The following is a 26,232-nucleotide window of genomic DNA, read 5'->3' as shown; positions in this document are numbered from 1 at the left end:
GCACCGTTTGGTGTCCAGCAGCCAGATTCGAGGCATACGTTCTCGACTGGTGGCTCATGGGTGGAACATTGACATTGATGCAGCAGGAATCGTGCCGGCGCTAGTACAGCTTCTCTTTATTGGGGGGTTAGGAACGGGTTGGTTCGAGGGTGGTTGCATATGCACGCTGTTGGGTCCTGAGGGACCGGGTCACGCACTCTTCGGGGTGGGTGGACTGAACCTCTGGACCTTTCCTGGTTTCACCTTTTGGTGGGATGCGGGGGAGGTACCGCCCGTACTTTGAGAACTACACAGTGGACGCGAGCATCTTAGATTTGACACTTTTGTGTCAAATCACAAGATCTAAACAACAACCCTTCGGGGTTGTGTAGATCATTGGTCAATTTCTTTATAAGAGATCGATTCAAACTCATGTGATTTCAAGTTTCTAAGAGCAAACGGTGGATGCCTTGGCATCTGGAGCCGAAGAAGGACGTATAAATCTGCGATAAGCCTCGGGGAGCTGATAATAGAGCCCTGATCCGAGGATTTCCGAATGGGGAAACCCCGCCGGGCCCTTTGGGTGACCCGGTGACTCCCGCCTGAATATATAGGGCGGGTAGAGGGAACGTGGGGAAGTGAAACATCTCAGTACCCACAGGAAGAGAAAACAACAGTGATTCCGTGAGTAGTGGCGAGCGAAACCGGATGAGGCTAAACCGATCATGTGTGATAGCCGGCAGGCGTTGCATGGTCGGGGTTGTGGGACTTTTCTGCTGTTACTGCCGTACAGCGAGCGTTACAAAGCAATATAGGCGAATGGTTTTGAAAGGCCAGTCATAGAGGGTGCCAACCCCGTAGCCGAAATGTTGCGATGGCGCGAAGAGTATCCCAAGTAGCACGGGGCCCGAGAAATCCCGTGTGAATCTGTCAGGACCACCTGATAAGCCTAAATACTCCCAGATGACCGATAGCGGACAAGTACCGTGAGGGAAAGGTGAAAAGTACCCCGGGAGGGGAGTGAAATAGTACCTGAAACCGTTTGCTTACAAACCGTTGGAGCACCCTTGTTGGTGTGACAGCGTGCCTTTTGAAGAATGAGCCTGCGAGTTAGTGATATGTGGCGAGGTTAACCCGTGAGGGGAAGCCGTAGCGAAAGCGAGTCTTAATAGGGCGAGTGAGTCGCATGTTCTAGACCCGAAGCGAAGTGATCTATCCATGGCCAGGTTGAAGCGACGGTAAGACGTCGTGGAGGACCGAACCCACTTCAGTTGAAAATGGAGGGGATGAGCTGTGGATAGGGGTGAAAGGCCAATCAAACTTCGTGATAGCTGGTTCTCTCCGAAATGCATTTAGGTGCAGCGTTGCGTGTTTCTTGCCGGAGGTAGAGCTACTGGATAGCCGATGGGCCCTAAAAGGTTACTGACGTTAGCCAAACTCCGAATGCCGGTAAGTGAGAGCGCAGCAGTGAGACGGTGGGGGATAAGCTTCATCGTCGAGAGGGAAACAACCCAGACCACCGAATAAGGTCCCAAAGCGCGTGCTAAGTGGGAAAGGATGTGGAGTTGCACAGACAACCAGGAGGTTGGCTTAGAAGCAGCCACCCTTGAAAGAGTGCGTAATAGCTCACTGGTCAAGTGATTCCGCGCCGACAATGTAACGGGGCTCAAGCACGCCACCGAATTCGTGGCATTCATATTAGTGGCAGGCCTTCGTGGTCCAGCCGTGTGGATGGGTAGGAGAGCGTCGTGTGGCGAGTGAAGCGGCGGTGTAAACCAGCCGTGGACGCTACACGAGTGAGAATGCAGGCATGAGTAGCGAAAGACGGGTGAGAAACCCGTCCTCCGAAAGACCAAGGGTTCCAGGGCCAGGTTAATCCGCCCTGGGTAAGTCGGGACCTAAGGCGAGGCCGACAGGCGTAGTCGATGGACAACGGGTTGATATTCCCGTACTGGCGAAAAACCGCCCACGCCAATCCAGTAGTGCTAAGAGTCCTAAGCCGGCTAGATGGATCCCTTCGGGGTGAAGCGTGCCGGTCTAACGCTCGAACCCGTCTGGTGCGGTTAGCGTATTAACAGGTGTGACGCAGGAAGGTAGCTGAGCCGGGCGATGGTTGTCCCGGTCTAAGAATGTAGGCCGAGAGATAGGCAAATCCGTCTCTCATATAAGGCTGAGACTCGATGGGTAGTCCTCACGGACGAAATCAGTGATCCTATGCTGCCAAGAAAAGCATCGACGCGAGGTTTTAGCCACCCGTACCCCAAACCGACTCAGGTGGTCAGGTAGAGAATACCAAGGAGATCGAGAGAATCGTGGTTAAGGAACTCGGCAAAATGCCCCCGTAACTTCGGGAGAAGGGGGGCCTGAGGCGTGAAGGGATTTACTCCTGGAGCGTTTGAAGGCCGCAGAGACCAGTGGGAAGCGACTGTTTACTAAAAACACAGGTCCGTGCCAAGTCGCAAGACGATGTATACGGACTGACGCCTGCCCGGTGCTGGAAGGTTAAGAGGAACGGTTAGCCGCAAGGCGAAGCTGAGAATTTAAGCCCCAGTAAACGGCGGTGGTAACTATAACCATCCTAAGGTAGCGAAATTCCTTGTCGGGTAAGTTCCGACCTGCACGAATGGCGTAACGACTTCCCAGCTGTCTCAACCGCGAACTCGGCGAAATTGCACTACGAGTAAAGATGCTCGTTACGCGCAGCAGGACGGAAAGACCCCGTGACCTTTACTACAGCTTGGTATTGGTGTTCGGTGTGGCTTGTGTAGGATAGGTGGGAGACGGTGAAGCTCGGACGCTAGTTCGGGTGGAGTCATTGTTGAAATACCACTCTGGTCACTCTGGATATCTAACTTCGAACCGTGATCCGGTTCAGGGACAGTGCCTGGTGGGTAGTTTAACTGGGGCGGTTGCCTCCTAAAGAGTAACGGAGGCGCCCAAAGGTTCCCTCAATCTGGTTGGCAATCAGATGGCGAGTGTAAGTGCACAAGGGAGCTTGACTGTGAGACTGACAAGTCGAGCAGGGACGAAAGTCGGGACTAGTGATCCGGCAGTGGCTTGTGGAAGCGCTGTCGCTCAACGGATAAAAGGTACCTCGGGGATAACAGGCTGATCTTGCCCAAGAGTCCATATCGACGGCATGGTTTGGCACCTCGATGTCGGCTCGTCGCATCCTGGGGCTGGAGTAGGTCCCAAGGGTTGGGCTGTTCGCCCATTAAAGCGGTACGCGAGCTGGGTTTAGAACGTCGTGAGACAGTTCGGTCCCTATCCGCTGCGCGCGCAGGAAATTTGAAAGGATCTGACCCTAGTACGAGAGGACCGGGTTGGACGAACCTCTGGTGTGTCAGTTGTTCCGCCAGGAGCACCGCTGATTAGCTACGTTCGGGATGGATAACCGCTGAAAGCATCTAAGCGGGAAGCCGGCCTTGAGATGAGATTTCCATACCCCTCGGGGTGAGAGGCTCCCAGCTAGACGACTGGGTTGATAGGCAGGATGTGGAAGCGAGGACTAAAGACTCGTGGAGCTGACCTGTACTAATAAGCCGATAACTTGATAATCACTACACTCATACATGTTGTAAGGCTGGTATGGGTGGCCAAGATTGCTTGCGTCCACTATGTGGTTCTCGATGTACGGTCGAGAACCCGAACACACACAACACATTTCGTGTTGGACTGTTCGAAACTTCAAGACATATGTCTCTAGAGTTTCGGCGGCCATAGCGAGAGGGAAACGCCCGGTCACATTCCGAACCCGGAAGCTAAGACTCTCAGCGCCGATGGTACTGCAAGGGGGACCTTGTGGGAGAGTAGGACACCGCCGGACATAATTTAGGAAATGGCCACCCAGCAATGGGTGGCCATTTCGCTTTAACATCACCACAACACCACACTGAGTACGACAGAGATCCCTAGGGGGCCATCGTGAGCGAATCCGACGACGAGCAGCGGAACACCGGCGACCGTCGACCCCCGCGGAAGGACACCGGCTCACGCCCCTTCACCGGCCGCCGCGACAGCAGCTCGGGCCCTGACCGCCCCTCTCGCTCGTCCTCGAACTCCGATCGTCCCTCCCGGGACGGCGCCCGCCCTCCTCGCGATGGCGACCGCCCCTTCCGGGCCTCCGACCGCCCGTCCCGTGACAGCGATCGCCCGCAGCGCAGCGGTGACCGCCCGTCTTACAACTCGGACCGCCCGGCCCGTGGTGGTGACCGTCCCTCGTACAACTCGGATCGCCCCGCTCGTGGTGGCGACCGTCCCCAGCGGGACGGCGACCGCCCGCGCTGGAACTCCGACCGTCCGTCGTCGGGCGACCGTCCGCAGCGAAGCGGTGACCGTCCCTCGTACAACTCGGACCGCCCGGCCCGTGGTGGTGACCGTCCCTCGTACAATTCGGATCGTCCGGCTCGCGGGGGTGACCGTCCCCAGCGGGATGGCGATCGCCCGCGCTGGAACTCCGACCGTCCGTCGTCGGGCGATCGTCCGCAGCGCAGCGGTGACCGTCCCTCGTACAACTCGGATCGTCCGGCTCGCGGGGGTGACCGTCCCCAGCGGGATGGCGATCGCCCGCGCTGGAACTCCGACCGTCCGTCGTCGGGTGACCGTCCGCAGCGCAGCGGTGACCGTCCCTCCTACAACTCGGACCGCCCGGCCCGTGGTGGCGACCGTCCCCAGCGGGATGGCGATCGCCCGCGCTGGAACTCCGACCGTCCGTCGTCGGGTGACCGTCCGCAGCGCAGCGGTGACCGTCCCTCCTACAACTCGGACCGCCCGGCCCGTGGTGGCGACCGTCCCCAGCGGGATGGCGATCGCCCGCGCTGGAACTCCGACCGCCCCTCGGGCGACCGTCCGCAGCGCAGCGGTGACCGTCCCTCGCACAACTCGGATCGCCCAGCAGGTGGGGGCGACCGTCCGTCTTACAACTCGGACCGACCGCGGGGTGGGGACCGTTCCGCCTACAACTCGGATCGCCCAGCGCGGGGTGGGGACCGTCCGTCGTACGGGTCGGACCGACCGCGGGGTGGGGACCGTCCGGATCGGGGCGGCGATCGACCGCGCCGTCATGGTGGACGCCCCGGTGGCGACGGCGAGCGTCGGCTCTGGACCCGCGACGGGAAGCCGGCCCGTGGAGACGCGGGCGCATCCCGGTTCGAACGCCCGGAGCCGACCGAGGAAGAGCGCCTGGCCAAAGAGCTGCGCATGGTGCGGACCCGCCACGACGACCCCGAGATCCCGTTCGACGTGACCCCGCGCGACCTGGACAAGGTCGCCCGCAACGAGCTCAAGACGCTCAACAAGGAGAACGCCGACGAGGTCGCCCGCCACCTGGCGATGGCCGCCCGCCTGATCGACGATGACCCCGAGCTCGCGCATCAGCACGCGATCTCCGCGGGTCGTCGCGCCGGCCGGATCGCCGTCGTGCGCGAGACCCTCGCCATCACGGCCTACAGCACCGGTGACTACGCCCTGGCGCTTCGCGAGCTGCGGACGTATCGGCGCATCTCCGGATCCAACGAGCAGCTCGCGCTGATGATCGACAGCGAACGCGGCATGGGCCGCCCCGAGCGCGGACTCGACGAGGGTCGAGCGGTCGAACGCTCCACGCTCTCGGTGCCGGCCCAGGTGGCTGTGGCGATCGCGATGTCCGGAGCCCGCCTCGACCTCGGTCAGACGGATGCGGCGCTCGGCGAGCTCGAGATCCCGCAGCTGAAGCCGGACGTGGCGTACTCCTACAGCCCCGCCCTCTTCGACGCCTACGCCGAGGTGCTGACGGAGCTCGGCCGCGACGACGACGCCGCCACCTGGCGCCGTCGCGCCGAAGTCGCTGCCGCGGCCCTCGACGGCGACGGCGAAGACGACACCATCGAGGTGGTGGAGGACTTCGACACCCCCGACGACGACGACGCGGACGCCTTCGACTCGGCAGATGCCTTCGACTCGGCCGATGCCGATGCCGATGCCGATGCCGATGCCGATGCCGACGACAGCTCGGCCGATCTCGACGCCGATGCCATCGATTTCGACGATGACGTCCTGGACGACAATGGCGCCCCGGACGCGGACGAGCTCGAGGCTGACGCCGACGACCGAGCCCGCCACGCGGACCTCGACGACGTGGACACCGACATCGCAAGCGTTCCGGAGGCAACGGACGACGCGGACGAGGCCGTCGACGCCTCCGAGCCCGACGCCACACCCGAGGACGCGGTGGCTGAGGAGGCTCCGGTCGAGGCGGGATCCTACGTGGATGCAGAGGTCCCTACCGATGCCGTCGATGCTCCAGCCGAGGTCGAGGCTGAGGGCGCGCCCATCGAGGCAGGCTCTTACGTGGACGCTGAGGCGCCTGCCGACGCAGAGGCCCCCACGTCGACCACCGCGCCCACCAAACGGAAGGCCCCGGCTGTGGCGAAGGCCCCGGCCGAAGCGAAGGCTCCTGTGAAGGCGAAGGCCCCGGTGAAGGCGAAGGCCCCGGCCGAAGCGAAGGCTCCTGTGAAGGCGAAGGCCCCGGTGAAGGCGAAGGCCCCGGCCGAAGCGAAGGCTCCGGTGAAGGCGAAGGCTCCGGTGAAAGCGAAGGCCCCTATCGAAGCGAAGGGCTCGGTCGAGGTGGAGCCGGCCGTCGATGCAGGAGCCAAGGACGAGGCTTCGGAGCGGGCGACGGTCGCGGAGCCTGCGAAGAAGGCCGCGTCCCGCACCCGCGCCAAGGCCGCGGACACTGCCGACGTCGCAACGAGCGAGGCTGCGCCGACCGGGGCCACGCCCGCCCCTAAGGCGAAAGCCCCCGCCAAGGCAAAGGCGCCCCTGAAGGCGAAAGCGCCCGCCAAGCCGAAGGCGACGGCCACCGTGGCGGCGGCGACGGATGAGGCCACCACCCAGACGGAGGACGCGGCTGCCCCTGCAGCGACTGCCGAGGCGGACGCTCCGGCGAAGAAGACGCGGGTGAAGAAGGCGCCGGCTGCGGCTGCCGCGGATGGCGATGAGGGGGTCGCTGCCGAGAAAGCACCCGTGAATAAGGCGCCGGTGAAGAAGGCGCCGGTGAAGAAGGCGCCCGTGAAGAAGGCGCCGGTGAAGAAGGCGGCGGCGAAGAAGGCGCCGCCCACGGCAGCGGCGGAAGCCGCGGGCGAGAGCGACGGCGAGGGCAGCGTGGGCGGGGAGGGTGGCCGTGGGGCTGTTCGGTAAGGCGAAGGGCGAGGTCGTGCATCCGCTCGACGGGGTCGATGCCGTGCTGGCCGACCTCGACGGGGTCGTGTATCAGGGGGCCGGCGCCATTCCGCACGCGGTGGACGCGCTGAACCGGGTGGCGGCCGAGGGGCTGCGCGTGGGGTACATCACGAACAACGCCTCGCGCACCGATGCGCAGGTCGCCGGGCATCTGAGCGAGTTCGGGCTGGCCGTCGCCGCCGAGGACGTCGTGACGTCGCCGCAGGCCGCCATGCGCGTGATGCGCACGCTGCTCGAGCCGGGTTCGACCGTGCTCGTCGTGGGTGGGGTCGGGCTGAGCTCCGAGGTCGAGAAGGCCGGGTTCGTCGTGACACGCTCGGCCGAGGATGCGCCGGCCGCCGTCGTACAGGGGTTCGCGCCCGAGGTGGGCTGGACCCAGCTGGCCGAGGCGGCGTTCGCGCTGCACGATCCGGCGGTGCAGTGGGTCGCCACGAACACCGACTGGACGATCCCGGTGGCGCGCGGCATCGCGCCCGGCAACGGCACCCTCGTGTCGGCCGTGCACACCGCCGTCGGGCGGCTGCCCGTGGTGGCCGGCAAGCCCGAGACGACCATCTTCGAGGTGGCGGCCGAGCGCTTCTCGGCGCAGAACGCGGCGTTCATCGGCGATCGGCTCGACACCGACACGATGGGGGCGAAGCGGGCGGGGCTGCGGGCGATCCACGTGCTGACCGGGATCGACCGCGCGAAGCAGCTGCTGGCGGCGCCGAAGGACTCGCGGCCCGACTTCATCCTCGACGATCTGCGGCAGCTGTTCGAGCCGTACCCGGTGGCGCGCACCTCGAAGGACGGCGTCGAGACCATCGTCGGTTCGAGCGTCGTCACCATGAAGGGGCACCTGGTGCGGGTCGAGAGGGCCGGCGATCGGCCGGTCGATCTGCTGCGGGCCGGATGCGCGGCGATCTGGGGCTCGGGCAAGTCCATCCACGTGCTCGACGTCGATCCGGCACTGTACAGCTGAGCTGACGCCGCGCATCAGGCGCCCGGTGCCCGGTGCCCGACGCCCGGCCCGACGGCGCCCGATGGCGGCGGGCCGGGCGGCGAGCGGCGGGCGGCGGGTGCGGAGGGTGCAGGGTGGCAGGAATGCGGGGCCGCGTGTCCGTCCGACGGTGGAGCGCTGCCGGTGGGCGGCTCTACGCTCGGGGCATGGCGATCGTTCCTGACACCAAGAACTGGACGTGGGTGCTCGAGAAGGAGTGCCCCGAGTGCGGCTTCGACTCCTCGGCGACGGCAGCGCGGGAGGTGCCGCGGCTGGTGCGGGAGAACGCTGCTGCCTGGCCCGCCGTGCTCGAGCGCGACGACGTACGGCAGCGGCCCGACGCGTCGACCTGGTCGGCGCTGGAGTACGCGGCGCACGTGCGGGACGTGTTCCGCGTCTTCGACGGGCGGCTGGCGCTGATGCTCGAGCAGGACGAGCCGGAATTCGCGAACTGGGACCAAGACGCGACGGCGATCGAGGATCGGTACGGCGAGCAGGACCCGGCGGTGGTGTCGCGCGAGCTCACCGAGGCCGCCGAGACGATGGCGCGCGCCCTCGAGGCGGTTCCCGACGGCGCGTGGCAGCGGCGGGGGCTGCGGAGTGACGGTTCGGCGTTCACGGTGGAGACGCTGGCGCAGTACTTCATCCACGACCCGGTGCATCACCTGCACGACGTGCGGGGCTGACCCGCCGAGCTGCGCGAGCCGAGCCGGAGCGGCGCCGGACTGTCTTCAGGCCTCGGGGTCGCCGATGCGCTCGAGGGCGTCGACGATGAGCGCCCAGAAGCGCTCGTGGTCGAGGTCGACCGCGACCTGGGTGATGCAGTCCTCCGGCGCGGGTGAGCGGAAGTCGGCGACGGTCATGCCGAGCGTCAGTGTGCCCGAGAGCTCGACGTCGAGCGGGACGCGGCGGGCCGTCATCACGTCGGGGTCGATCACACGGGCGACGGCGCACGGGTCGTGCACGGGCGGGTGCAGGAAGCCCTGAGCCTCGAGGTAGGTTCCGGCGAAGAATTCGAGCAGCTCCTCCACGAAGCGCGCCGGCGCGGTGTCGATGGCCCGGATGCGCTCCCGAACCTCGGGCGTCGCCAGGGCCTGGTGGGTCAGATCGAGCCCCACCATCGTCAGCGGCCACGACTCGTTGAAGACGATGTGCGCGGCCTCGGGGTCGATGATGATGTTGAACTCGCTCGTCGCGCTCCAGTTGCCGACGTGGTAGCCGCCGCCCATCAGCACGACCTCTTTCACGCGCGGCACGATGCGCGGCTCCTTGCGGGCGGCCATCGCGATGTTGGTCAGGCCTCCGGTGGGCACGAGCGTGACGGTGCCGGGCTCCTCGGCCATGATCGTGTCGATGATCAGGTCCACGGCGTGCCGCTCGTCGAGCCCGATCACGGGCTCGGGCAGCACGGGGCCGTCGAGGCCCGACTCGCCGTGGATGTCGGGCGCGACCTCGACCGTGCGCACGAGCGGCCGGGCGCAGCCTGCGGCGAACGGGACGCCGGTGATGCCCGCGACCCGCGCTACCGAGAGGGCGTTGCGGGTGACCTTCTCTAGGGTCTGGTTGCCGACGACCGTCGTGACGGCGAGCAGCTCGATCTCGGGGCTGCCGTGCGCCAGGAGGAGCGCGATGGCGTCGTCGTGACCGGGGTCGCAGTCGAGGATGATCTTCTTCGGCACGGGGGTCTCCTCGGGTCGGGTGGGGCAGGCGGGCGCGGGCGCGGCGTCGGACGGGCACCGGCCTGGACGCGTATCAGCGGACGAGCATCCTGAGCATATATGAAATGCGCGTTCATCTGTGCAATACTCGCGCCATGACTGACACCGACCTTGCTGCGCGCGGAGCTGCGCGCGTCGACTGGATCCGCTCACGGATGCCGCTGCTCGCTCAGGCGCGGGAGGACCTCGCCGCCACGCGGCCGTTCGCCGGCCACCGCATCGGGATGTCGCTGCACATCGAGCCGAAGACGGCCGTGCTGCTCGAGACCCTCGCCGCCGGCGGGGCGGAGATCGTGGGGACGGGCAATCACGGCTCGACGCAGGACGACGTGGTCGCCTTCCTGCAGACGCTCGGCATGACGCTGTTCGGTCGCCGCGACGACACCCTCGAGGAGCATCACGCCAACGTGCTGCGCGTGCTCGACGCCCAGCCCGACATGCTGCTCGACAACGGCGGCGACCTGGCGGCGGGAGTCGTCGCCCGTGGTACCGAGGCGAGCCTGATCGGCGGAACCGAGGAGACCACCTCGGGCGGTGACCGGCTGCGCGGCGAGCTCTCGGGGGCGGTGCCGTTCCCGATGATCGTGATCAACGACAGCCTGCTCAAGGCGATCGGCGAGAACAAGCACGCCGTGGGGCAGTCCGTGGTCGAGAGCTTCATGCGCATCACCAACCTGATGGTGCCCGGGCGGCGCTTCGTCGTGTTCGGCTACGGCTGGTGCGGCCGCGGGGTGGCGCACTACCTGCGGGCACTCGGCGGCAAGGTCGCCGTGGTCGAGATCGACGAGCTCAAGGCGTTCGAGGCGGCGCTCGACGGGTTCCGGGTGTCGGACGGGCCGTCGCTGGCGCCCTGGGGAGACGTGTTCATCACCGCCACCGGGCACGCCGGCGTGCTGCCGGTCGAGGTCGTCGAGCAGATGCAGGACGGGGCGGTGCTGGCGAATTGCGGGCACTTCCCGTGGGAGATCGACGTCGCCGGGCTGCGGGCGGCCGCGGTCGGAAGCCGCGAGATCATCGACGCGGTCGAGCGCATCGACCTGCCCAACGGGCGGCACGTCGTGCTGCTGGCGGGCGGGCGGATGTTCAACCTCGCCGGTCGCGAGCCGAAGGGCAACTCGCTCGAGTCGATGGACCTCGGCTTCCTGCTGCAGACGCTCTCGCTCGAGCGGGTCGCGACGGACGCGGCGGGCCTCGTCGCCGGGGCGCAGCCGGTTCCCGACGACATCGATCGCACGATCGCCCGGCGCATGCTCGCGGCCCTGCACGCGGGGGAGTGACGTGAGCTCGTCCTCCGCCGGCGTCGAACCCGGTGGGAAGGGGCCCGAGTACGCGGTGCCGGCGCTGGACAAGGCGCTCGACATCCTCGAGGTGCTGGCCGGGCGGCTCGAGGGGATGAGCCAGGTCGAGATCGCGGCGGCGGTGGAGCGGTCGCCGAGCCAGATCTTCCGGGTGCTGACGACGCTCGAGCGGCGGGGGTATCTCTTCCGGGAACGGCAGACGGGGCTGTACTCGCTGTCGCTCAGGCTGTTCGACCTGGCGCACCGGCAGGAGCCGCTGCGGGCGCTGACCGCGGCCGCGCTGGCGCCGATGCGGCGGCTGTCCGACGAGACGGGGCAGTCGTGCAACCTGAGCGTGCTCGACGTGGACCGGGTGCGGGTGGTGGCGCAGGCGGAGTCGCCCGCCGACTTCGGCTTCCGGGTGCGGGTGGGGGCGACGTTCTCGGTGGAGGAGACGGCGACCGGGGCGGTGCTGCGGGCGTTCGCGGGTGGCGGCGGTGCGGGTGGTGCTGCGGGCGCTGCGGGTGGCGACGAGGGGGTGCTGGAGAGCATCCGGGAGCGCGGTTTCCTCGAGCGGGCGGATGCGGTGCGGGGATCGATCACGGACGTGGTGTTCCCGGTGCTGGGGGCGTCGGGCGGGGCGGCGGCGGCGCTGACTGTGCCGTACGTGGCGACGAGCTACAGCGCGGTGCCCGCCGAACGGGTGCGGGAAGCGGCCTCTCGGGCCGCCGCGGAGATCTCGGCCGGCCTCGGGCTGTAGGCCGGCGGGAGGTGCAGCGCCCGGGCGACGACCGGGCGGGTCAGAGGCACCGAGCGGCGCGCGGTGGAGTGGGCCGGCCCGCGGTCAGCGGCACTCGGCCGCGGTGGCGATCTGCTCGTCGGTGGGGCGGCCGTACGCCTCGATGCCCGAGCCGGGGAGGTCGAAGCCGAGGCTGATCGACCACGCGGTGGCCCAGGTCTCGTGCTCCGAGCCGAAGACGGGGCCGGCGAACAGCGGCTCGCAGACGTCGCGGATGACCTGGGTGTGTCCGACCTCGTGCGCCACCAGCGCGCGGGCGTTCTCGTCGCCGTCGGCCCAGGCCTCCTCGACCGTGTAGTTCAGGCTGATGATCGACCAGCCGCCGTCGCTGTCGTAGGTCTCGGCGGTGCCCGAGAGCCAGTTCTCGCCGAGCCCGTTCACCTCGGGCGCCCAGACGAAGTCGAGCACGACGCCGGCGCTGAGGGAGCGGGCGTACTCCTCGATCTCGCGGCGGGTGGCGAAGGCGGGGTCGCTCGCCTCCCTGGTCTCGACCGCCTGGGAGTCGCGGAGCGCCTGCTGGGCGGTCTGGAACGAGGTGAGGAACGCGCCGTCGCGGTAGTCGGCCTGGCCCGGGTCGGCGGCTGTGTCGATGAGGTACGAGAGGTCGACCTGCGACTTGCGGCTCGCCAGCGGGCTCGCGTCGATCTCGGCCTGCGCGCGGGTGGCGAGGGAGGAGAAGTAGCCGGCCTCGGCGTCGACGACGGCCTTCTCGGCGTCGTCGGTCGCCTCGGCGGTCGCCAGGAGGCTGGTGGCGACGGTGTCGGCTCGGTGGGCATCCGCTTCGAGCTGCTCGGCTTCGCTCATCAGCTCCCACGGCAGGGTGAACGCCGGGGCCGGATCGGCGGCGGCCTGCTCGTCGGTCTCTTCCGGCACGGGGATCGCGGCGGCCTCGCCGGCCTCGAACAGCGCCAGGTCGAGCGCGCCGAGCGCGGTGCGCAGCGACTCGGCCGACGGATCGGTGTCGGCGGCGAAGGGGCCTGCGCCGACGACCCCGCGCACGCGGTCGGCCTCGGCCTGCGAGCTGCGGGTGCGGGCGGTCAGGGCTCCGTGGGCCTCGACGGCTCCGCTCTCGCGATCGGCGAGGAGCGAGACGGCGTCGGCGCGGCGCTGGTCGGCTGTGACGGTCCAGCCGTAGAAGCCGCCGAGGAGGAGGGCGACGACTCCGACGAGCGCCGCGACGACGCCTACGACGCGAAGGGCCCGGTGGCGGCGCGGCGCGGGCGGCTGGACGGGGAGGGGCGGGAGGCCGGAGCCGCCGTCGTGGGCGGCGACGTGGGCGCCGTCGGGGCCGCTGATCGGGCCGCCGTCGGGGGCGGGATCGACGCGCTCGCCGTAGCGGGGCTCAGGGATCATGGCGCGGGTCTTCCGTGTCGACAAGCGGTGCCGTGACGTCACCCGGCGACCAGAGCATAGCCCGTGGTCGACGCTCGTCGGGTAACGATTCGGGCCGGTCGGCCGGGGCGGGGAACCCTAAGCTGGGGACATGAGCACCCCAGCGGAGGAATACCTCGTTCCCGGTTCGACCATCAGCTTCAACTCGCTTCCCAAGGTGTCGTTGCACGATCACCTCGACGGCGGTCTGCGGCCCGCCACGATCGTGGAGCTCGCGAAGCGGATCGGCCTCGAGCTGCCGTCGACCGACCCGCTGGAGCTCGGGGACTGGTTCGAGGACAGCGCCGACTCGGGCTCGCTGCCGGCCTACCTCGCGACCTTCGACATCACCATCGCCGTGATGCAGAGCCGCGAGAACCTGGTGCGCGTCGCCCGCGAGTACGTCACCGACCTGGCCGACGACGGCGTGATCTACGGCGAGGTGCGCTGGGCGCCCGAGCAGCACCTCACCGGCGGCCTGAGCCTCGACGAGGTCGTGGAGGCGGTTCAGGAGGGTATCGAGATCGGCACCGACGACGTGCGGGCGAGCGGCCGCAGCATCCGCATCGGTCAGCTCGTGACCGCGATGCGGCATACCGACCGCTCGCTCGAGATCGCCGAGCTGGCCGTGCGGCATCGCGAGAACGGGGTGGTCGGGTTCGACATCGCGGGGGCGGAGGCCGGGTATCCGGCGAGCAAGCACCTCGCCGCGTTCGACTATCTCGCGAAGAACTACTTCCCCACCACGGTTCACGCCGGTGAAGGGGACGGGCTGGAGAGCATCCGCGGCGCCCTGTTCGACGGGCGCGCGCTGCGGCTCGGCCACGGCGTGCGGATCGCGGAGGACATCGAGAACGAGCGGCAGGACGACGAGGCCACCTACGTCTCGCTCGGGCTGCTCGCCCAGTGGGTGAAGGACCGGGAGATCACGCTCGAGCTCTCGCCGTCGTCGAACCTGCAGACCGGGGCCGTGGCGGCGTGGGGCGACGAGCTCGTCGACCACCCGTTCGACCTGCTGTACCAGCTCGGCTTCCAGGTGACGGTGAACACCGACAACCGGCTGATGAGCAACACCTCGATCAGCCGCGAGCTGGCCCTGTTGACGGATGCGTTCGACTACGAACTGGCGGACCACGAGGTGTTCCAGCTGAACGCGGCGGCGGCGACGTTCCTGCCGGTGGAGGACCGGGAGGACCTCGCGGACGCGATCTCGGACGGGTTCGAGGCGCTCCAGGCGCGCTCGCGCTGACGCCGCCGGCGGCGGCGGTCGCGGGGGTGGTGCGGTCGCGCCGTCAGGCGGTCGCCGCGGCGGCGCCGGCCGCGTAGGCCGGCAGCTCCTGCAGCGCCCAGCTGTTGCCGTCGGGGTCGTCGAAGTAGACGAACAGGCCCCAGCCCTCGTCGACCACCTCGGAGCACGTGACCCCGTTCTCGACGAGGTGGCCGCGGGCCTCGGCGGCATCCGGCACCACGATCTGCACGCCCTTCTGTGTGCCGGGTGCCATCTCGCCGATGCCCGTGCCGAAGGCGATCGAGCAGGCCGAGCCGGGCGGGGTCAGCTGCACGAAGCGGATGTCGGGCGTCGGCGACTGGTCGTGGTCGGCGTGGAAGCCGAGCTGGTCGACGTAGAACGCCTTGGCGCGGTCGACGTCGGTGACGGGGATGAAGACGAGCTCGATCTTCCAGTTGTCGATCATGGCCGCGATTCTTCTCGGCCGGCGTGGCGGCGTCAAGGGCGCTGTCAGGCGACGGTCGAGCCGGTCGCAGGGAACTCCCCGGTTGGGCCAGCGCCGGGCTGAGAGAATGAGCGGGCGATGACGTACCAGATGCCCCCGCTCGATCAGTTGCCGGATGCGGCGATCGCCCTCCGCCGACCCGCCGGCGACTGGCGGTCCGCCGTGCTGTGCGCCGCCGAGGCACTCACGGCGAGCGGTGCGGCCGACCCCTCCTACGGGGAGCGGATGATCGCGATGATCCAGGAGTACGGGCCGTACATCGTGATCGCGCCGGGCCTCGCCATGGCGCACGCGCGGCCGGGGCCCGACGTGCACGCGCCAGGGCTCGTCATCGTCACGCTCGAGGAGCCGGTGAGCTTCGGCCACGCCTACAACGACCCGGTGTCGGTCGTGATCGGCATCGCCGCGACCGAGGCCGACCAGCACGTCGCCTCCGTGGCCGCGCTGGCCAACATCTTCAATGACGAGACCGTCATCCCGGCGCTCGCCGCGGCCTCCGACACCGACGAGGTGCGCCGGCTGCTCGCGGCGGCGTCGCACCCTGACCTAGGCTGAGGCCGTGAAGATCGTCGCCCTCTGCGGCGCGGGCATCGGCACCTCCGAGATCCTGCGCGTGAACGCCGTGCGTGCCCTCGCGCGCCTCGACATCGAGGCCGACGTGTCGGCGTCCGACGTGGCGGGCGTGGGGGCGGCCGCCGCCGATGCGCAGGTCATCCTGACGTCGCCCGAGCTGGTGTCGGCGATCGGGCGCACGAACGCCGACGTCGTGGTGATCGAGAACTACTTCGACCTCGACGAGATCACGGCGAAGCTCGAGATCGCTGTCGGCTGACGTCGGCTCGCCGCCTCCGCGGTGGCGGGTGACGGATGCGCGGCGGGGGTGCTACGCCGGGCAGCATCGGGCGGGTGACGGATGCCCGGCGGGGGTGTGCCGCCGGGCATCCGCTTCTCAGCTGAAGAGGCGGCGGAAGACGTTGGTGTCGGCGAGGTCGATCAGCTCGTCGCCGCGGCCCGACATGATCGTGCGGATGGCGTAGAGGCCGAAGCCCTTCGCCTGCTCGACCGAGACGGTGGGCGGGATGGAGAGCTCCTGCCGGGCGGTGACGACGTCGACGAGCGCCGGGCCGTCGTGGGCGAACGCGTCGCGGAGGGCGCCCTCGAGGTCGTCGGGCTTCTCGACGCGGCGACCGAAGATGCCGAGGGAGGCCGCGACGGCGGCGAAGTCGGGATTGTCGAGCTCGGTGCCGTAGTTGACGAAGCCCGCGGCCTTCATCTCGACCTCGACGAAGTTGAGCGAGGAGTTGTTGAAGACGACGATCTTGACGGGCAGCTTGCTCTGGCGCACCGTGAGGAGCTCGCCGAAGAGCATGGCGAGCCCGCCGTCGCCCGACAGCGCGACGACCTGGCGGTCGGGGAAGGCCGACTGGGCGCCGATGGCGTGCGGGAGGGCGTTGGCCATGGTGCCGTGGCTGAACGATCCGATCAGGCGGCGGCGGCCGTTCATCCGGAGGTAGCGGGCGGCCCAGACGACCGGTGAGCCGACGTCGGGGATGAAGACGGCGTCGTCGGTGGCGAGTTCGCTGACGAGGCGGGCGACGTACTGGGGGTGGATGGGTGTGCGGTTGCGGTCGTTGTCGGCGAGCTCGTCGAGGCCCTTGCGGCTCTTCGCGTAGTGCGCGACGGAGGAGTCGAGGTGGTGGCTCGTGTGGGCCTTCTCGTCGAGGAGGGGCAGGAGCGCCCGGGCGGTGTCCCCGACGTCACCGACGAGGCCCAGGTCGATCGGGGTGCGCTTGCCGATCTGCTCGCCGCGGATGTCGAGCTGGATGACCGTCGCCTTCGACGGGAAGAACTGCGGGTAGGGGAAGTCGGTGCCGAGCATGAGGAGGGCGTCGCAGTCCTCCATCGCGCGGTAGCCCGAGGCGAAGCCGAGGAGGCCGGTCATCCCGACGTCGTAGGGGTTGTCGTACTCGAGGAACTCCTTGCCCCGGAGGGCGTGCACGATCGGCGCCTTGAGACGCTCGGCGAGGGCCACGACCTCGTCGTGGGAGCCCTGCACTCCGGCCCCGCCGAGGATCGTGACCTTCTTCGCGCCGTTCAGGATGGCGGCGGCCTTCTCCAGCTCGGCGTCGGCGGGGCGCGAGAGCGTGGCCGCGCGCACGATCGGCGCCGACTTCGGCCGGCCGGCCGACGCGTGCAGGAAGATCTCGCCGGGGATGACGACCACCGCGACGCCGCGCTTCTCGATCGCGGCGCGCATCGCGATCTCGAGCACGCGGGGCAGCTGTTCTGGCACGCTGACGAGCTCGGTGTAGACGCTGCACTCGCGGAACAGCTCCTGCGGGTGGGTCTCCTGGAAGTAGCCGGTGCCGATCTCGCTCGCCGGGATGTGCGCGGCGATCGCGAGCACGGGCACGCGGCTGCGGTTGGCGTCGTAGAGGCCGTTGATCAGGTGCAGGTTGCCGGGGCCGCAGCTGCCGGCGCAGACGGTGAGCTCGCCGGTCAGGGCGGCCTCGGCTGCGGCGGCGAAGGCGGCGGCCTCCTCATGGCGGACATGCGCCCAGGCCACGTCGCCCTTGGTGCGCCGGATCGCGTCGGTGAAGCCGTTCAGGGAGTCGCCGGGGAGGCCGTAGACACGCTCGACCCCGGCGTCCTGGATGATCTCGACGATGGTGTCCGCGATGGTGGTCATGCTTCGAACCTACGGCGTGGTGGGCGCACGCGCATGCGACGGATGACGGAGGCGGGCGCGGCCGTGCGCCCGCCTCCGTCAGGAGATGCGGTCGCGCATGCCGCCCTCGAGGCGCTGCAGGAGCTCGACGACGGCGTCGCGGCGTTCGGGCACGCTGCCGGTGTCGCTCCAGGCGTCGAGGTAGATCTTCAGCTTGGGCTCCGTGCCGCTCGGGCGCACCATCACGCGCGCGCCGTCGAGGTGCAGGCGCAGCACGTCGCTCGGCGCGACCCCGTCGCCGCCGTGGGCGAGATCGTCGATGCGCTCCACGGGCAGGCCGCCGATGTCGCCCGGCGGGTCGGCACGCAGGCGCTGCATCACGCGCTCGATCTGCGAGAGCTCGGTCACCCGCAGCGAGATCTGGGCCGAGCCGTAGTGGCCGAAGCGGGCGCTGAACTCGTCGAGGCGGTCGGCGATCGTGCGGCCGGTGGCGGCGAGCTGCGTCGCCAGGTCGAGGAGGGCGATGGCGGCCGAGATGCCGTCCTTGTCGCGCACGGTGCCCGGGTTCACGAGGTAGCCGAGTGCCTCCTCGTAGCCGAAGACGAGGCCGGGGGTGCGGGAGACCCACTTGAAGCCGGTGAGGGTCTCGGCGAAGCGCAGGCCGTGGGCTCGGGCGACGGCGCCGAGGGCGGGGGAGGAGACGATGGAGCAGGCCAGGGCGGGGGCGTCGCCCGCCCACCCCGAGGCCGCCGCCGCCTCGGCGGCGCGCCAGCCGAGCAGCATGCCGACCTCGTTGCCGGTGAGGGCGCGGTAGCCGTCGGTCGAGGAGGGGTCGGGGACGGCGATCGCGAGACGGTCGGCATCCGGGTCGTTCGCGACGACGAGGTCGGCACCGACCTCTCGCGCGCGCTCGAAGGAGAGGTCGAGGGCGCCGGGTTCCTCGGGGTTGGGGAACGCGACCGTGGGGAACGCGGCATCCGGAGCGATCTGGGGCTCGACGAGCGCCGGCCGCGGGAAGCCCGCCGCGTCGAGCACGCGCGCGATCGTCTCCCAGCCCACGCCGTGCATCGCCGTGTAGACGACCGACAGCGGGGCGCGCTCGGCACGGCCGCCGGCGACGGCCGCGGTGGCCTCGACGTAGCGCTCGACGAGCGACTCGTCGGCGAGCTCGTAGGCATCGGACCGCGGCAGCTCGAGCACGCTCCTCGTCGTGGCGACGCGATCGATCTGCGCGGCGATCTCGCCGTCGGCGGGCGGCACGATCTGGGAGCCCTGGTCGTCGTCGCCGAGGTAGACCTTGTAGCCGTTGTCGCGCGGCGGGTTGTGCGAGGCGGTGACCATGACGCCGGCCGAGACGCCGAGCTCGCGCACGGCGAAGGCGACGAGCGGGGTGGGCAGCAGGCGGGGGAGCAGCACGGCGCGCACTCCGGCACCGGCCATGATCTCAGCGGTGTCGCGGGCGAAGACGTCCGACTTGGTGCGGCCGTCGTAGCCGATGACGACCGAGGGCGTGGTTCCCGGATGCGCGCGCTCGAGGAGGAACGCGGCGAGGCCGGCGGCCGCCTGGCCCACGAGCACCCGGTTCATGCGGTTGGGGCCGGCGGCGATCTCGCCGCGGAGGCCGGCGGTGCCGAACGCGAGCCGGGAGCCGAAGCGCGAGCGCAGGTCGGACACGGCGTCGGTGTCGTTGGCGCCGACGCGACGCAGCAGCATGTGCAGCTCGTGGTGGGTCTCGGGGTCGGGGTCCTGGTTCAGCCAGGCCACGGCGTCCTCGACGAGGCGCTCGACCTCGTTGAGCTCGTCGCCGTCGGAGGCGGGCAGGCGGTGGGCGTGCTCGTCGTCGACGGGCGTGTCCGCGGCGTCGCGGAGATCGTCGTGCTCGGCGGTCACAGCGCGGTGACCACCCGGGCCAGCAGGTCGCCGATGGCGGCCTCGGCGTTCCTGCCCGCCTCGATCACCTCGGCGTGACTGAGCGGCGTCTTCTGGATGCCCGCGGCCAGGTTGGTGATGAGCGAGAAGCCGATGATCTCCATGCCGGCCTCGCGGGCGGCGATCGCCTCCAGGGCGGTCGACATGCCGACGATGTGGCCGCCGATGGCCTTGGCCATCTGCACCTCGGCGGGGGTCTCGTAGTGCGGCCCGCGGAACTGCACGTACACGCCGTCGTCGAGCGTCGGGTCGACTCCACGGGCGATCTCCCGCAGGCGGCTGGAGTAGAGGTCGGTCAGGTCGACGAAGGTCGCGCCCTCCAGCGGCGAGTCGGCGGTGAGGTTGATGTGGTCGCTGATCAGCACCGGGGTGCCGGGCGTCCAGGTCTCCTTGATGCCTCCGGCGCCGTTCGTGAGCACCATCGTCTTCGCGCCGGCGGCGGCGGCGGTGCGCACGCTGTGCACGACGCGGCGCACGCCGTGGCCCTCGTAGTAATGGGTGCGCGCACCGATGACGAGGGCGTGCTTGCCGTTCGGCAGGCGCACGGAGCGGAGCGTTCCGACGTGACCGGGCACCGCGGGCATCCCGAACCCGACGACGTCGGTGGCCGGCACGTTGGCGACCGTCTCGCCGATCAGGTCGGCGGCCTTGCCCCAGCCGCTGCCGAGGATGAGGGCGACGTCGTGGGAGGGAACCCCGGTGATCTCGGCGATCTGCGCGGCGGCCTCGCGGGCGACCTCGAACGGGTCGGCGTCGGGCAGGTCGAGGGGGTTGGGAGTCGGAGAGGACATTCGTCCACTCTATTCGCCCTCGACGTCGGTGGGCGGGCGGGATGTCCGCCCGGCTGTTCGCTTGGCGGGCGGGCACCGTTGGTTTGGCCGGGGTGCGCCGACCGGGGAGAATGGGCCGCATGGGCAATGAGTTCGAGCGCAAGCAGAGGGTCGTCGTCGTGGGCGGGGGCCCCGGGGGATACGAGGCGGCGATCGCCGGAGCGCAGCTCGGAGCGGAGGTGACCCTCGTCGAGCAGGTGGGGGTGGGCGGTTCAGCCGTCATCACCGACGTCGTGCCCTCCAAGACGCTGATCGCGGTGGCCGAGGCGACCAACGGCATCGGCGAGGCGGCCGACCTCGGCGTGCAGTTCTTCTCGCGCAACGACGCCGGGCGGCCGGTTCGTCCCGAGGTCGCCGTGAACCTCGCCCAGGTGAACAAGCGGCTGCTCGGGCTCGCCCGCCAGCAGTCGGAGGACATGCGGGCGAGCCTCGTGCGTGCCGGCGTCACCATCGTCAGCGGCCACGGCCGGCTCGACGGGTCGAGTTCGGTCATCGTGTCGACGGCCGTCAGCGGGGGCACCGACTTCGACCAGATCGAGGCCGACACGATCGTCGTCTCGGTCGGCGCGAGCCCGCGCATCCTGCCGACCGCCGTGCCCGACGGGGAGCGCATCTTCACCTGGACCCAGCTCTACGGCCTGCAGGCGGTGCCCGAGCACCTGATCGTCGTCGGATCGGGTGTGACGGGAGCCGAGTTCGCCTCGGCGTACACCGCGCTGGGGTCGAAGGTGACGCTCATCTCGAGCCGCGACCAGGTGCTGCCCGGTGAGGACGCCGACGCGGCCGCCGTCATCGAGAACGTCTTCAAGCGCAACGGTATGACCGTGCTGTCGAAGTCGCGGGCCGACAAGGTCGAGCGCACGGCCGACGGGGTCGTCGCCACGCTGAGCGACGGGCGCACCGTCGAGGGCTCGCACTGCCTGATGGCGGTCGGCTCGATCCCGAACACGAAGGGAATCGGCCTCGAGCAGGCCGGGGTGCAGCTGTCGGACTCGGGGCACATCCGCGTGAACCGGGTCGCCCGCACCAGCGCGCCGAACATCTACGCCGCGGGGGACTGCACGACGTTCCTGCCGCTGGCGTCGGTGGCGTCGATGCAGGGGCGCACCGCGATGTTCCACGCGATGGGCGACGCGGTGAACCCGACCGAGCTGCGGAACGTGGCGTCGAACATCTTCACCCAGCCGCAGATCGCGACCGTGGGCTGGACCCAGCGGCAGATCGAGGAGGGCATCGCCCAGGGCGACATCTACAAGCTGCCGCTGTCGTCGAACCCGCGCGCCAAGATGATGGGTATCAAGGACGGCTTCGTGAAGCTGTTCGCCCGCACCGGGTCGGGCACGGTGATCGGCGGGGTCGTGGTGGCGCCGAACGCGTCGGAGCTGATCTTCCCGATCGCCCTCGCCGTCGAGCACCGGCTCACGGTCGACCAGGTCTCGCGCGCGTTCACGGTCTACCCGTCGCTGTCGGGGTCGATCTCGGATGCGGCGCGGGCCATGCACATCGTCCTCTAGCGGGCCGGGCGCCGGTCGCCGCCGCCGGTCGCCGTCGGAGGATGCGACGCGGGGGCTAGAGCGGGATCGCGCGGAAGACGGTGGCGATGACGGGGGTGTCGTCGGTGAGCGTCCAGCTGGGGTCGGCGAGGTGGGCGCGGAGCGGCTCGACGAGCGTCTCGAAGTAGTCGCGGTGGACCTCGCGCCAGGACTCGACCGACGGTGACTCGTGGAGCGCCAGCTCGGGCGTGACCGCGGCCAGGGTGGTCTCGGCCACCTCGAGGTACTCGACGACGGCCGCTGGGCTGCCGTCGGACGCGAGCAGCGCGCGACGCTCGCCGACGTGCGGCACGGGAGCGCCGGTCAGCGGGTAGGCCGCGGCGAGGGTGCTGCTGCCGGTCTTGCGGCCCGAGCGGATGCGCGCGACCATCTCGTCGCGGAAGTCACCCGGGTCGCCGAAGACCAGCGGCACGAGCGCGGCCGCGCCGCCGGGGGTGAGCGCGGCGGCGCGATTCGCCGCGGAGGACGCGAGGATGCGGTCGCAGAGGTCCATGGTGGCGACGTTGTCCCAGGCGCCGTCGGGGGAGAGGGTGCCCGCGGCGACCGCGTCGGCGAAGGTGCGCAGCTCGCCGACGAAGCCGCGGAGGCGCAGGTCGCGGCCGATGCCCGACATCGCGCTCTCGGCGGGGTGCAGGACGACGTCGGCCTCGGCCAGCGTGCCCCAGGCGGGACCGAAGGGTGCGGGTGAGGCGGGTGCGACGGAGGGCGCGAGGTCGGCCGGGGCGGCGGCGGTGCGGTGCAGGCGGAGGGTGTGGGCATCCGTCGTCTCGGCGAAGCCGGTGTCGCCGAGCACCCGCACGCTCTCGACCTCGTTCGCGCGGCTGGGCAGGCCGGTGAGCTCGAGGGTGCCCGCGACGCCCGAGGCGAACCCGAGCGTGACCGAGAGGGCGACGTGGGCACCCGAGCCGCTGTTGACGGCGTGCACAGTGGCGACCTCGCCGAAGAGGAAGCGCGCGAGGTCGATCAGGTGGATCGCCGCGAGCGTCACGAACTCCGCCTCGGTGCGGCAGAACGGCGTCGAGTCGCAACCGAACTGCACCGAGAACGAGCGCAGCGCGCCGAGCGAGCCGTCGTCGATCAGCCCGCGCAGCTGCCGGTAGACCGGGGCGTGCCGCTTCATGAAGCCCACCTGCACCCCGGCCTGCGACGCGTCGGCGGCCCGGGCGACGATGCGCGCCTCGGCGGCGGTGAGGCCGAGCGGCTTGTCGACGAAGACCGGCAGGCCGGCGTCGACCACCCGGCGGGTGATCGCGAGCTGATCGGCGGGCTGGGCGACGACGATCACGCCGTCGAGCCCCGGATGCGCGAGCAGCGCCTCGACCGAGTCGTACGCCGCCCCGTCCGAGCCGAAGCGCGCGAGCGCTGCCCGAGACCCGGCCTCCGAGCGCGTCGCCAGCGCGGCGAGGGGCACACCTGCCAGCCCCAGGGCCGGCAGGATGTTCGTCGTGGCGTGGAACCCCGCGCCGACGACGCCGATCACGGGTTCGCGCGGGGCGCCGGCGGTCATGCCGAGATGTCGAGCAGCACGTGGCCGGACGAGACGGTGGCCCCGACGGTGGCGGCGATGTTCGTGATCGTGCCGTCCTTGTGGGCGGTGATCGGCTGCTCCATCTTCATGGCCTCGAGCACGAGCACCAGGTCGCCCTTGACGACGGTGTCGCCGTCGGAGACCGCGATCTTGACGACGGTGGCCTGCATGGGGGCCTTCACCGAGTCGCCGGTGGCCGACGAGACGCCGCCGACGGCCGCACCGCGGCGGCGCGGGGGCGCGCCCGCGGCGCGCGAGGCGCCGGTTCCGGCGCGGGCGCCGGCCGAGACGAGCGTCTCGGGCAGCACGACCTCGACGCGCTTGCTGTCGACCTCGACGATGACCGTGCGGCGCTCGGCGGGCACGGGGGCGTCTTCGAGCGAGCCGCTCCACGGCTCGGCCGGGTTGACGTAGTCGGTCTCGATCCAGCGCGTGTAGATGGAGAACGGCGAGCCGTCGGCCGGGGCGAAGGCCTCGTTGCGCACGACGTCGCGGTGGAAGGGGAGAACGGTCGGCAGGCCGTTGACCTCGAACTCGTCGAGGGCGCGACGGGCGCGCTCGAGGGCGTCCTCCCGGCTGGAGCCGGTGACGATGAGCTTGGCGAGCAGCGAGTCGAACGAGCCGGAGATGACGTCGCCGGCCTGCACGCCCGAGTCGACGCGCACGCCGGGTCCGCCGGCGGGCTTGAAGACGTGCACGGGGCCGGGCGAGGGAAGGAACGAGCGGCCCGGGTCCTCCCCGTTGATGCGGAACTCGAAGGAGTGGCCGCGGGGCTCCGGGTCGGCGTAGTCGAGCACACCGCCCTCGGCGATGCGGAACTGCTCGCGCACCAGGTCGATGCCCGTGACCTCCTCGGAGACGGGGTGCTCGACCTGCAGGCGCGTGTTCACCTCCAGGAAGGAGATGGTGCCGTCGCGCCCGACGAGGAACTCGCAGGTGCCGGCACCGAGGTAGCCGACCTCCTTGAGGATGGCCTTCGACGCGCTGTACAGCAGCTCGTTCTGCTCGGCGCTGAGGAACGGCGCGGGCGCCTCCTCGACCAGCTTCTGGTGCCGGCGCTGCAGCGAGCAGTCGCGGGTCGACACAACGACGACGTTGCCGTGGGCGTCGGCGAGGCACTGGGTCTCGACGTGGCGGGGGCGGTCGAGGTACTTCTCGACGAAGCACTCGCCGCGGCCGAAGGCGGCGATCGCCTCGCGGGTGGCCGAGTCGAACATCTCGGGCACCTCCTCGACGGTGCGGGCGACCTTGAGGCCGCGGCCGCCGCCGCCGAAAGCCGCCTTGATGGCGACCGGCAGGCCGTGCTCGGCCACGAACTCGAGCACCTCGTCGGCGCCGGTGACGGGGTCGATGGTGCCGGGGGCGAGCGGGGCGCCGACCTTCTCGGCGACGTGCCGGGCCGAGACCTTGTCGCCGAGCTTCTCGATGGCCTCGGGCGACGGGCCGATCCAGATCAGGCCGGCGTCGATGACGGCGCGCGCGAAGTCGGCGTTCTCAGCCAGGAAGCCGTAGCCCGGGTGCACGGCGTCGGCGCCGGAGCGCCGGGCCACCGAGAGGATCTTGTCGATCACGAGATAGGTCTCGGCGCTGGTGGTGCCGTCGAGCGCGTAGGCCTCGTCGGCGAGCTGCACGTGCAGCGCGTCGCGGTCCTGGTCGGCGTAGACGGCCACGGAGCCGATCCCGCTGTCTCGAGCGGCCCGGATGACGCGGACCGCGATTTCGCCTCGGTTGGCGATCAGGACCTTGGAGATACGGGGCATAGTGACCTAGCTTATTGCCGCCCGTCATCGCCGATTTGGCATGTGCGGACAAAAATGCCCCGGCAGGCAGGTGCCGACCCTACAAATGCGGCTCAGTTCGATGAAGGATGCGCGCCCGAGCCGGGACCCCAGAGCTCCGTCCACGACACCCCGAAGCCGGCGAGCAGATCGCGCAGCACGGGCAGCGACATGCCGATCACGGCCGACGGCGCCCCGGTGATCGAGCGGATGAACGGGGCCGCCAGCCCGTCGATGGTGAACGCCCCGGCGACCAGCAGCGGCTCTCCGGAGGCCACGTAGGCCTCGATCTCGGCGTCGGCGATGTCGTCGGCGAAGGTGAGCTCGGCCTGGTCGGTGCGTCCGGCCGCCCCCTGCCGCCGCCCGCCGCGGTGGTCGACGAGCCAGTGTCCGGAATGCAGCACCCCCGTGCGGCCGCGCTGGGCGATCCACCGTTCGCGCGCGACCCCGGGGAGGTGCGGCTTGCCGTAGGCGACGCCGTCGAGCTCGAAGGCCGAGTCGCCACCGAGCACGAAGCCGTCGACCGGCTCCCCGTTCGGCAGCTGCTCGACGGGCAGTGCCGCCAGGGCCGCGACGACCGCCTCGGCCTTGGCCTCGGCGAGCAGCTGCACCAGCTCCGCGGTCGTCAGCGGCGCCCGGCCGGAGGCCAGACGGGCCGCGTTCTCGGCGTCGACCGCAGCGTCCTCGTCGACCTCCGAGGGCAGCACGACCGGCTCGATACCGATCTGGCGCAGCAGCGCGAGCCGGGCGGGGGAGGTGGAGGCCAGGTAGAGCCGCATCCGGCACGCCTTTCGCTGGGTGGTCGCTCGTCACGGGCGGCGATGTCGTCTCAGGCGTCGACCTCGTCACAGCCAGCTGTGGGATGCTCGGAT

18 protein-coding genes and 2 rRNA genes are annotated in these 26,232 nt (G+C 69.7%); 11 read left to right on the top strand and 9 right to left on the bottom strand.

From position 1 onward, the window contains the following. Positions 1–417: 417 nt before the first annotated feature. From BJ984_RS17985 to BJ984_RS17965, 5 genes are all read left to right on the top strand, one after another. Positions 418–3,537 (top strand): 23S ribosomal RNA (locus BJ984_RS17985). 151 nt (positions 3,538–3,688) lie between these two features. Then, positions 3,689–3,805, top strand: a 5S ribosomal RNA gene (gene rrf, locus BJ984_RS17980). Positions 3,806–5,178: 1,373 nt separating this feature from the next. Then, positions 5,179–7,155, top strand: a complete 1,977-nt coding sequence (locus BJ984_RS17975) for a hypothetical protein (protein WP_179549178.1) — start codon at positions 5,179–5,181, stop codon at positions 7,153–7,155. Further along, positions 7,139–8,158, top strand: coding sequence for an HAD-IIA family hydrolase (locus BJ984_RS17970; RefSeq protein WP_373877418.1), 1,020 nt, complete (start codon positions 7,139–7,141; stop codon positions 8,156–8,158). The genes BJ984_RS17975 and BJ984_RS17970 overlap by 17 nt, the downstream gene beginning before the upstream one ends. 185 nt (positions 8,159–8,343) lie before the next feature. Further along, positions 8,344–8,862, top strand: coding sequence for a DinB family protein (locus tag BJ984_RS17965; protein ID WP_179549177.1), 519 nt, complete (start codon positions 8,344–8,346; stop codon positions 8,860–8,862). A 45-nt stretch (positions 8,863–8,907) separates the two neighbouring features. On the opposite strand, the gene uriH is transcribed toward BJ984_RS17965, so the two are convergent. Continuing rightward, positions 8,908–9,855, bottom strand: a complete 948-nt coding sequence (uriH, locus tag BJ984_RS17960) for a uridine-preferring nucleoside hydrolase UriH (RefSeq protein ID WP_179549176.1) — start codon at positions 9,853–9,855, stop codon at positions 8,908–8,910. 134 nt (positions 9,856–9,989) lie between these two features. Here uriH and BJ984_RS17955 point away from each other — a divergent pair, with 134 nt between their 5' ends. Together BJ984_RS17955 and BJ984_RS17950 are read left to right on the top strand one after the other, a co-directional pair. Then, complete coding sequence (locus BJ984_RS17955) at positions 9,990–11,171, top strand: adenosylhomocysteinase (RefSeq protein WP_179549175.1); 1,182 nt, start codon at positions 9,990–9,992, stop codon at positions 11,169–11,171. A gap of 1 nt (position 11,172) precedes the next feature. Next, on the top strand, positions 11,173–11,931 hold the full coding sequence (locus BJ984_RS17950; protein ID WP_179549174.1) for an IclR family transcriptional regulator domain-containing protein: 759 nt from the start codon (positions 11,173–11,175) through the stop codon (positions 11,929–11,931). Positions 11,932–12,015: 84 nt separating this feature from the next. Here BJ984_RS17950 and BJ984_RS17945 read toward each other — a convergent pair whose 3' ends face one another. Continuing rightward, on the bottom strand, positions 12,016–13,323 hold the full coding sequence (locus BJ984_RS17945) for a hypothetical protein (protein WP_179549173.1): 1,308 nt from the start codon (positions 13,321–13,323) through the stop codon (positions 12,016–12,018). 130 nt (positions 13,324–13,453) lie between these two features. On the opposite strand from BJ984_RS17945, the gene BJ984_RS17940 reads away from it, so the two are divergent. Beyond that, positions 13,454–14,590 (top strand): adenosine deaminase, encoded by a 1,137-nt coding sequence (locus BJ984_RS17940; RefSeq protein WP_179549172.1) that lies wholly within the window; start codon positions 13,454–13,456, stop codon positions 14,588–14,590. A gap of 43 nt (positions 14,591–14,633) precedes the next feature. Here the strand turns inward: BJ984_RS17940 and BJ984_RS17935 are convergent, their stop codons facing one another. Next, a complete protein-coding gene (locus BJ984_RS17935; RefSeq protein ID WP_179549171.1) occupies positions 14,634–15,035 on the bottom strand; it encodes a VOC family protein in 402 nt (133 codons plus the stop codon). A 117-nt stretch (positions 15,036–15,152) separates the two neighbouring features. Here BJ984_RS17935 and BJ984_RS17930 point away from each other — a divergent pair, with 117 nt between their 5' ends. Together BJ984_RS17930 and BJ984_RS17925 are read left to right on the top strand one after the other, a co-directional pair. Then, positions 15,153–15,629 carry a PTS sugar transporter subunit IIA gene (locus BJ984_RS17930; protein WP_246306490.1) on the top strand — a complete coding sequence of 159 codons (477 nt, stop codon included), beginning with the start codon at positions 15,153–15,155 and terminating at the stop codon, positions 15,627–15,629. A 4-nt stretch (positions 15,630–15,633) separates the two neighbouring features. Further along, complete coding sequence (locus BJ984_RS17925; protein WP_173183996.1) at positions 15,634–15,906, top strand: PTS sugar transporter subunit IIB; 273 nt, start codon at positions 15,634–15,636, stop codon at positions 15,904–15,906. A 117-nt stretch (positions 15,907–16,023) separates the two neighbouring features. On the opposite strand, the gene poxB is transcribed toward BJ984_RS17925, so the two are convergent. From poxB to BJ984_RS17910, 3 genes are all read right to left on the bottom strand, one after another. Next, positions 16,024–17,763 (bottom strand): ubiquinone-dependent pyruvate dehydrogenase, encoded by a 1,740-nt coding sequence (poxB, locus tag BJ984_RS17920; RefSeq protein WP_179549170.1) that lies wholly within the window; start codon positions 17,761–17,763, stop codon positions 16,024–16,026. Positions 17,764–17,841: 78 nt separating this feature from the next. After that, positions 17,842–19,563 (bottom strand): phospho-sugar mutase, encoded by a 1,722-nt coding sequence (locus tag BJ984_RS17915; RefSeq protein ID WP_246306868.1) that lies wholly within the window; start codon positions 19,561–19,563, stop codon positions 17,842–17,844. Between the two features lie 65 nt (positions 19,564–19,628). Beyond that, the gene (locus BJ984_RS17910; RefSeq protein WP_179549169.1) at positions 19,629–20,462 is read right to left on the bottom strand and encodes a purine-nucleoside phosphorylase; all 834 of its coding nucleotides are present in this window, start codon (positions 20,460–20,462) and stop codon (positions 19,629–19,631) included. Between the two features lie 119 nt (positions 20,463–20,581). Here BJ984_RS17910 and BJ984_RS17905 point away from each other — a divergent pair, with 119 nt between their 5' ends. Next, a complete protein-coding gene (locus tag BJ984_RS17905; RefSeq protein WP_179549168.1) occupies positions 20,582–22,015 on the top strand; it encodes an NAD(P)H-quinone dehydrogenase in 1,434 nt (477 codons plus the stop codon). A gap of 55 nt (positions 22,016–22,070) precedes the next feature. On the opposite strand, the gene BJ984_RS18985 is transcribed toward BJ984_RS17905, so the two are convergent. From BJ984_RS18985 to BJ984_RS17890, 3 genes are all read right to left on the bottom strand, one after another. Beyond that, positions 22,071–23,561 carry a Gfo/Idh/MocA family oxidoreductase gene (locus tag BJ984_RS18985; RefSeq protein ID WP_179549167.1) on the bottom strand — a complete coding sequence of 497 codons (1,491 nt, stop codon included), beginning with the start codon at positions 23,559–23,561 and terminating at the stop codon, positions 22,071–22,073. Then, the gene (locus BJ984_RS17895; RefSeq protein ID WP_179549166.1) at positions 23,558–25,342 is read right to left on the bottom strand and encodes an acetyl/propionyl/methylcrotonyl-CoA carboxylase subunit alpha; all 1,785 of its coding nucleotides are present in this window, start codon (positions 25,340–25,342) and stop codon (positions 23,558–23,560) included. Before BJ984_RS17895 ends, BJ984_RS18985 begins: the two co-directional genes overlap by 4 nt. A gap of 92 nt (positions 25,343–25,434) precedes the next feature. Continuing rightward, positions 25,435–26,139 carry a Maf family protein gene (locus tag BJ984_RS17890; RefSeq protein WP_179549165.1) on the bottom strand — a complete coding sequence of 235 codons (705 nt, stop codon included), beginning with the start codon at positions 26,137–26,139 and terminating at the stop codon, positions 25,435–25,437. Between the last annotated feature and the right edge of the window lie 93 nt (positions 26,140–26,232).

Origin of the sequence: Herbiconiux flava, assembly GCF_013409865.1 — a bacterium.
Lineage (GTDB): Bacteria > Actinomycetota > Actinomycetes > Actinomycetales > Microbacteriaceae > Herbiconiux > Herbiconiux flava.
The sequence above is the reverse complement of the archived record's forward strand: the minus strand, read 5'-3'. Positions and strand labels throughout refer to the sequence as shown.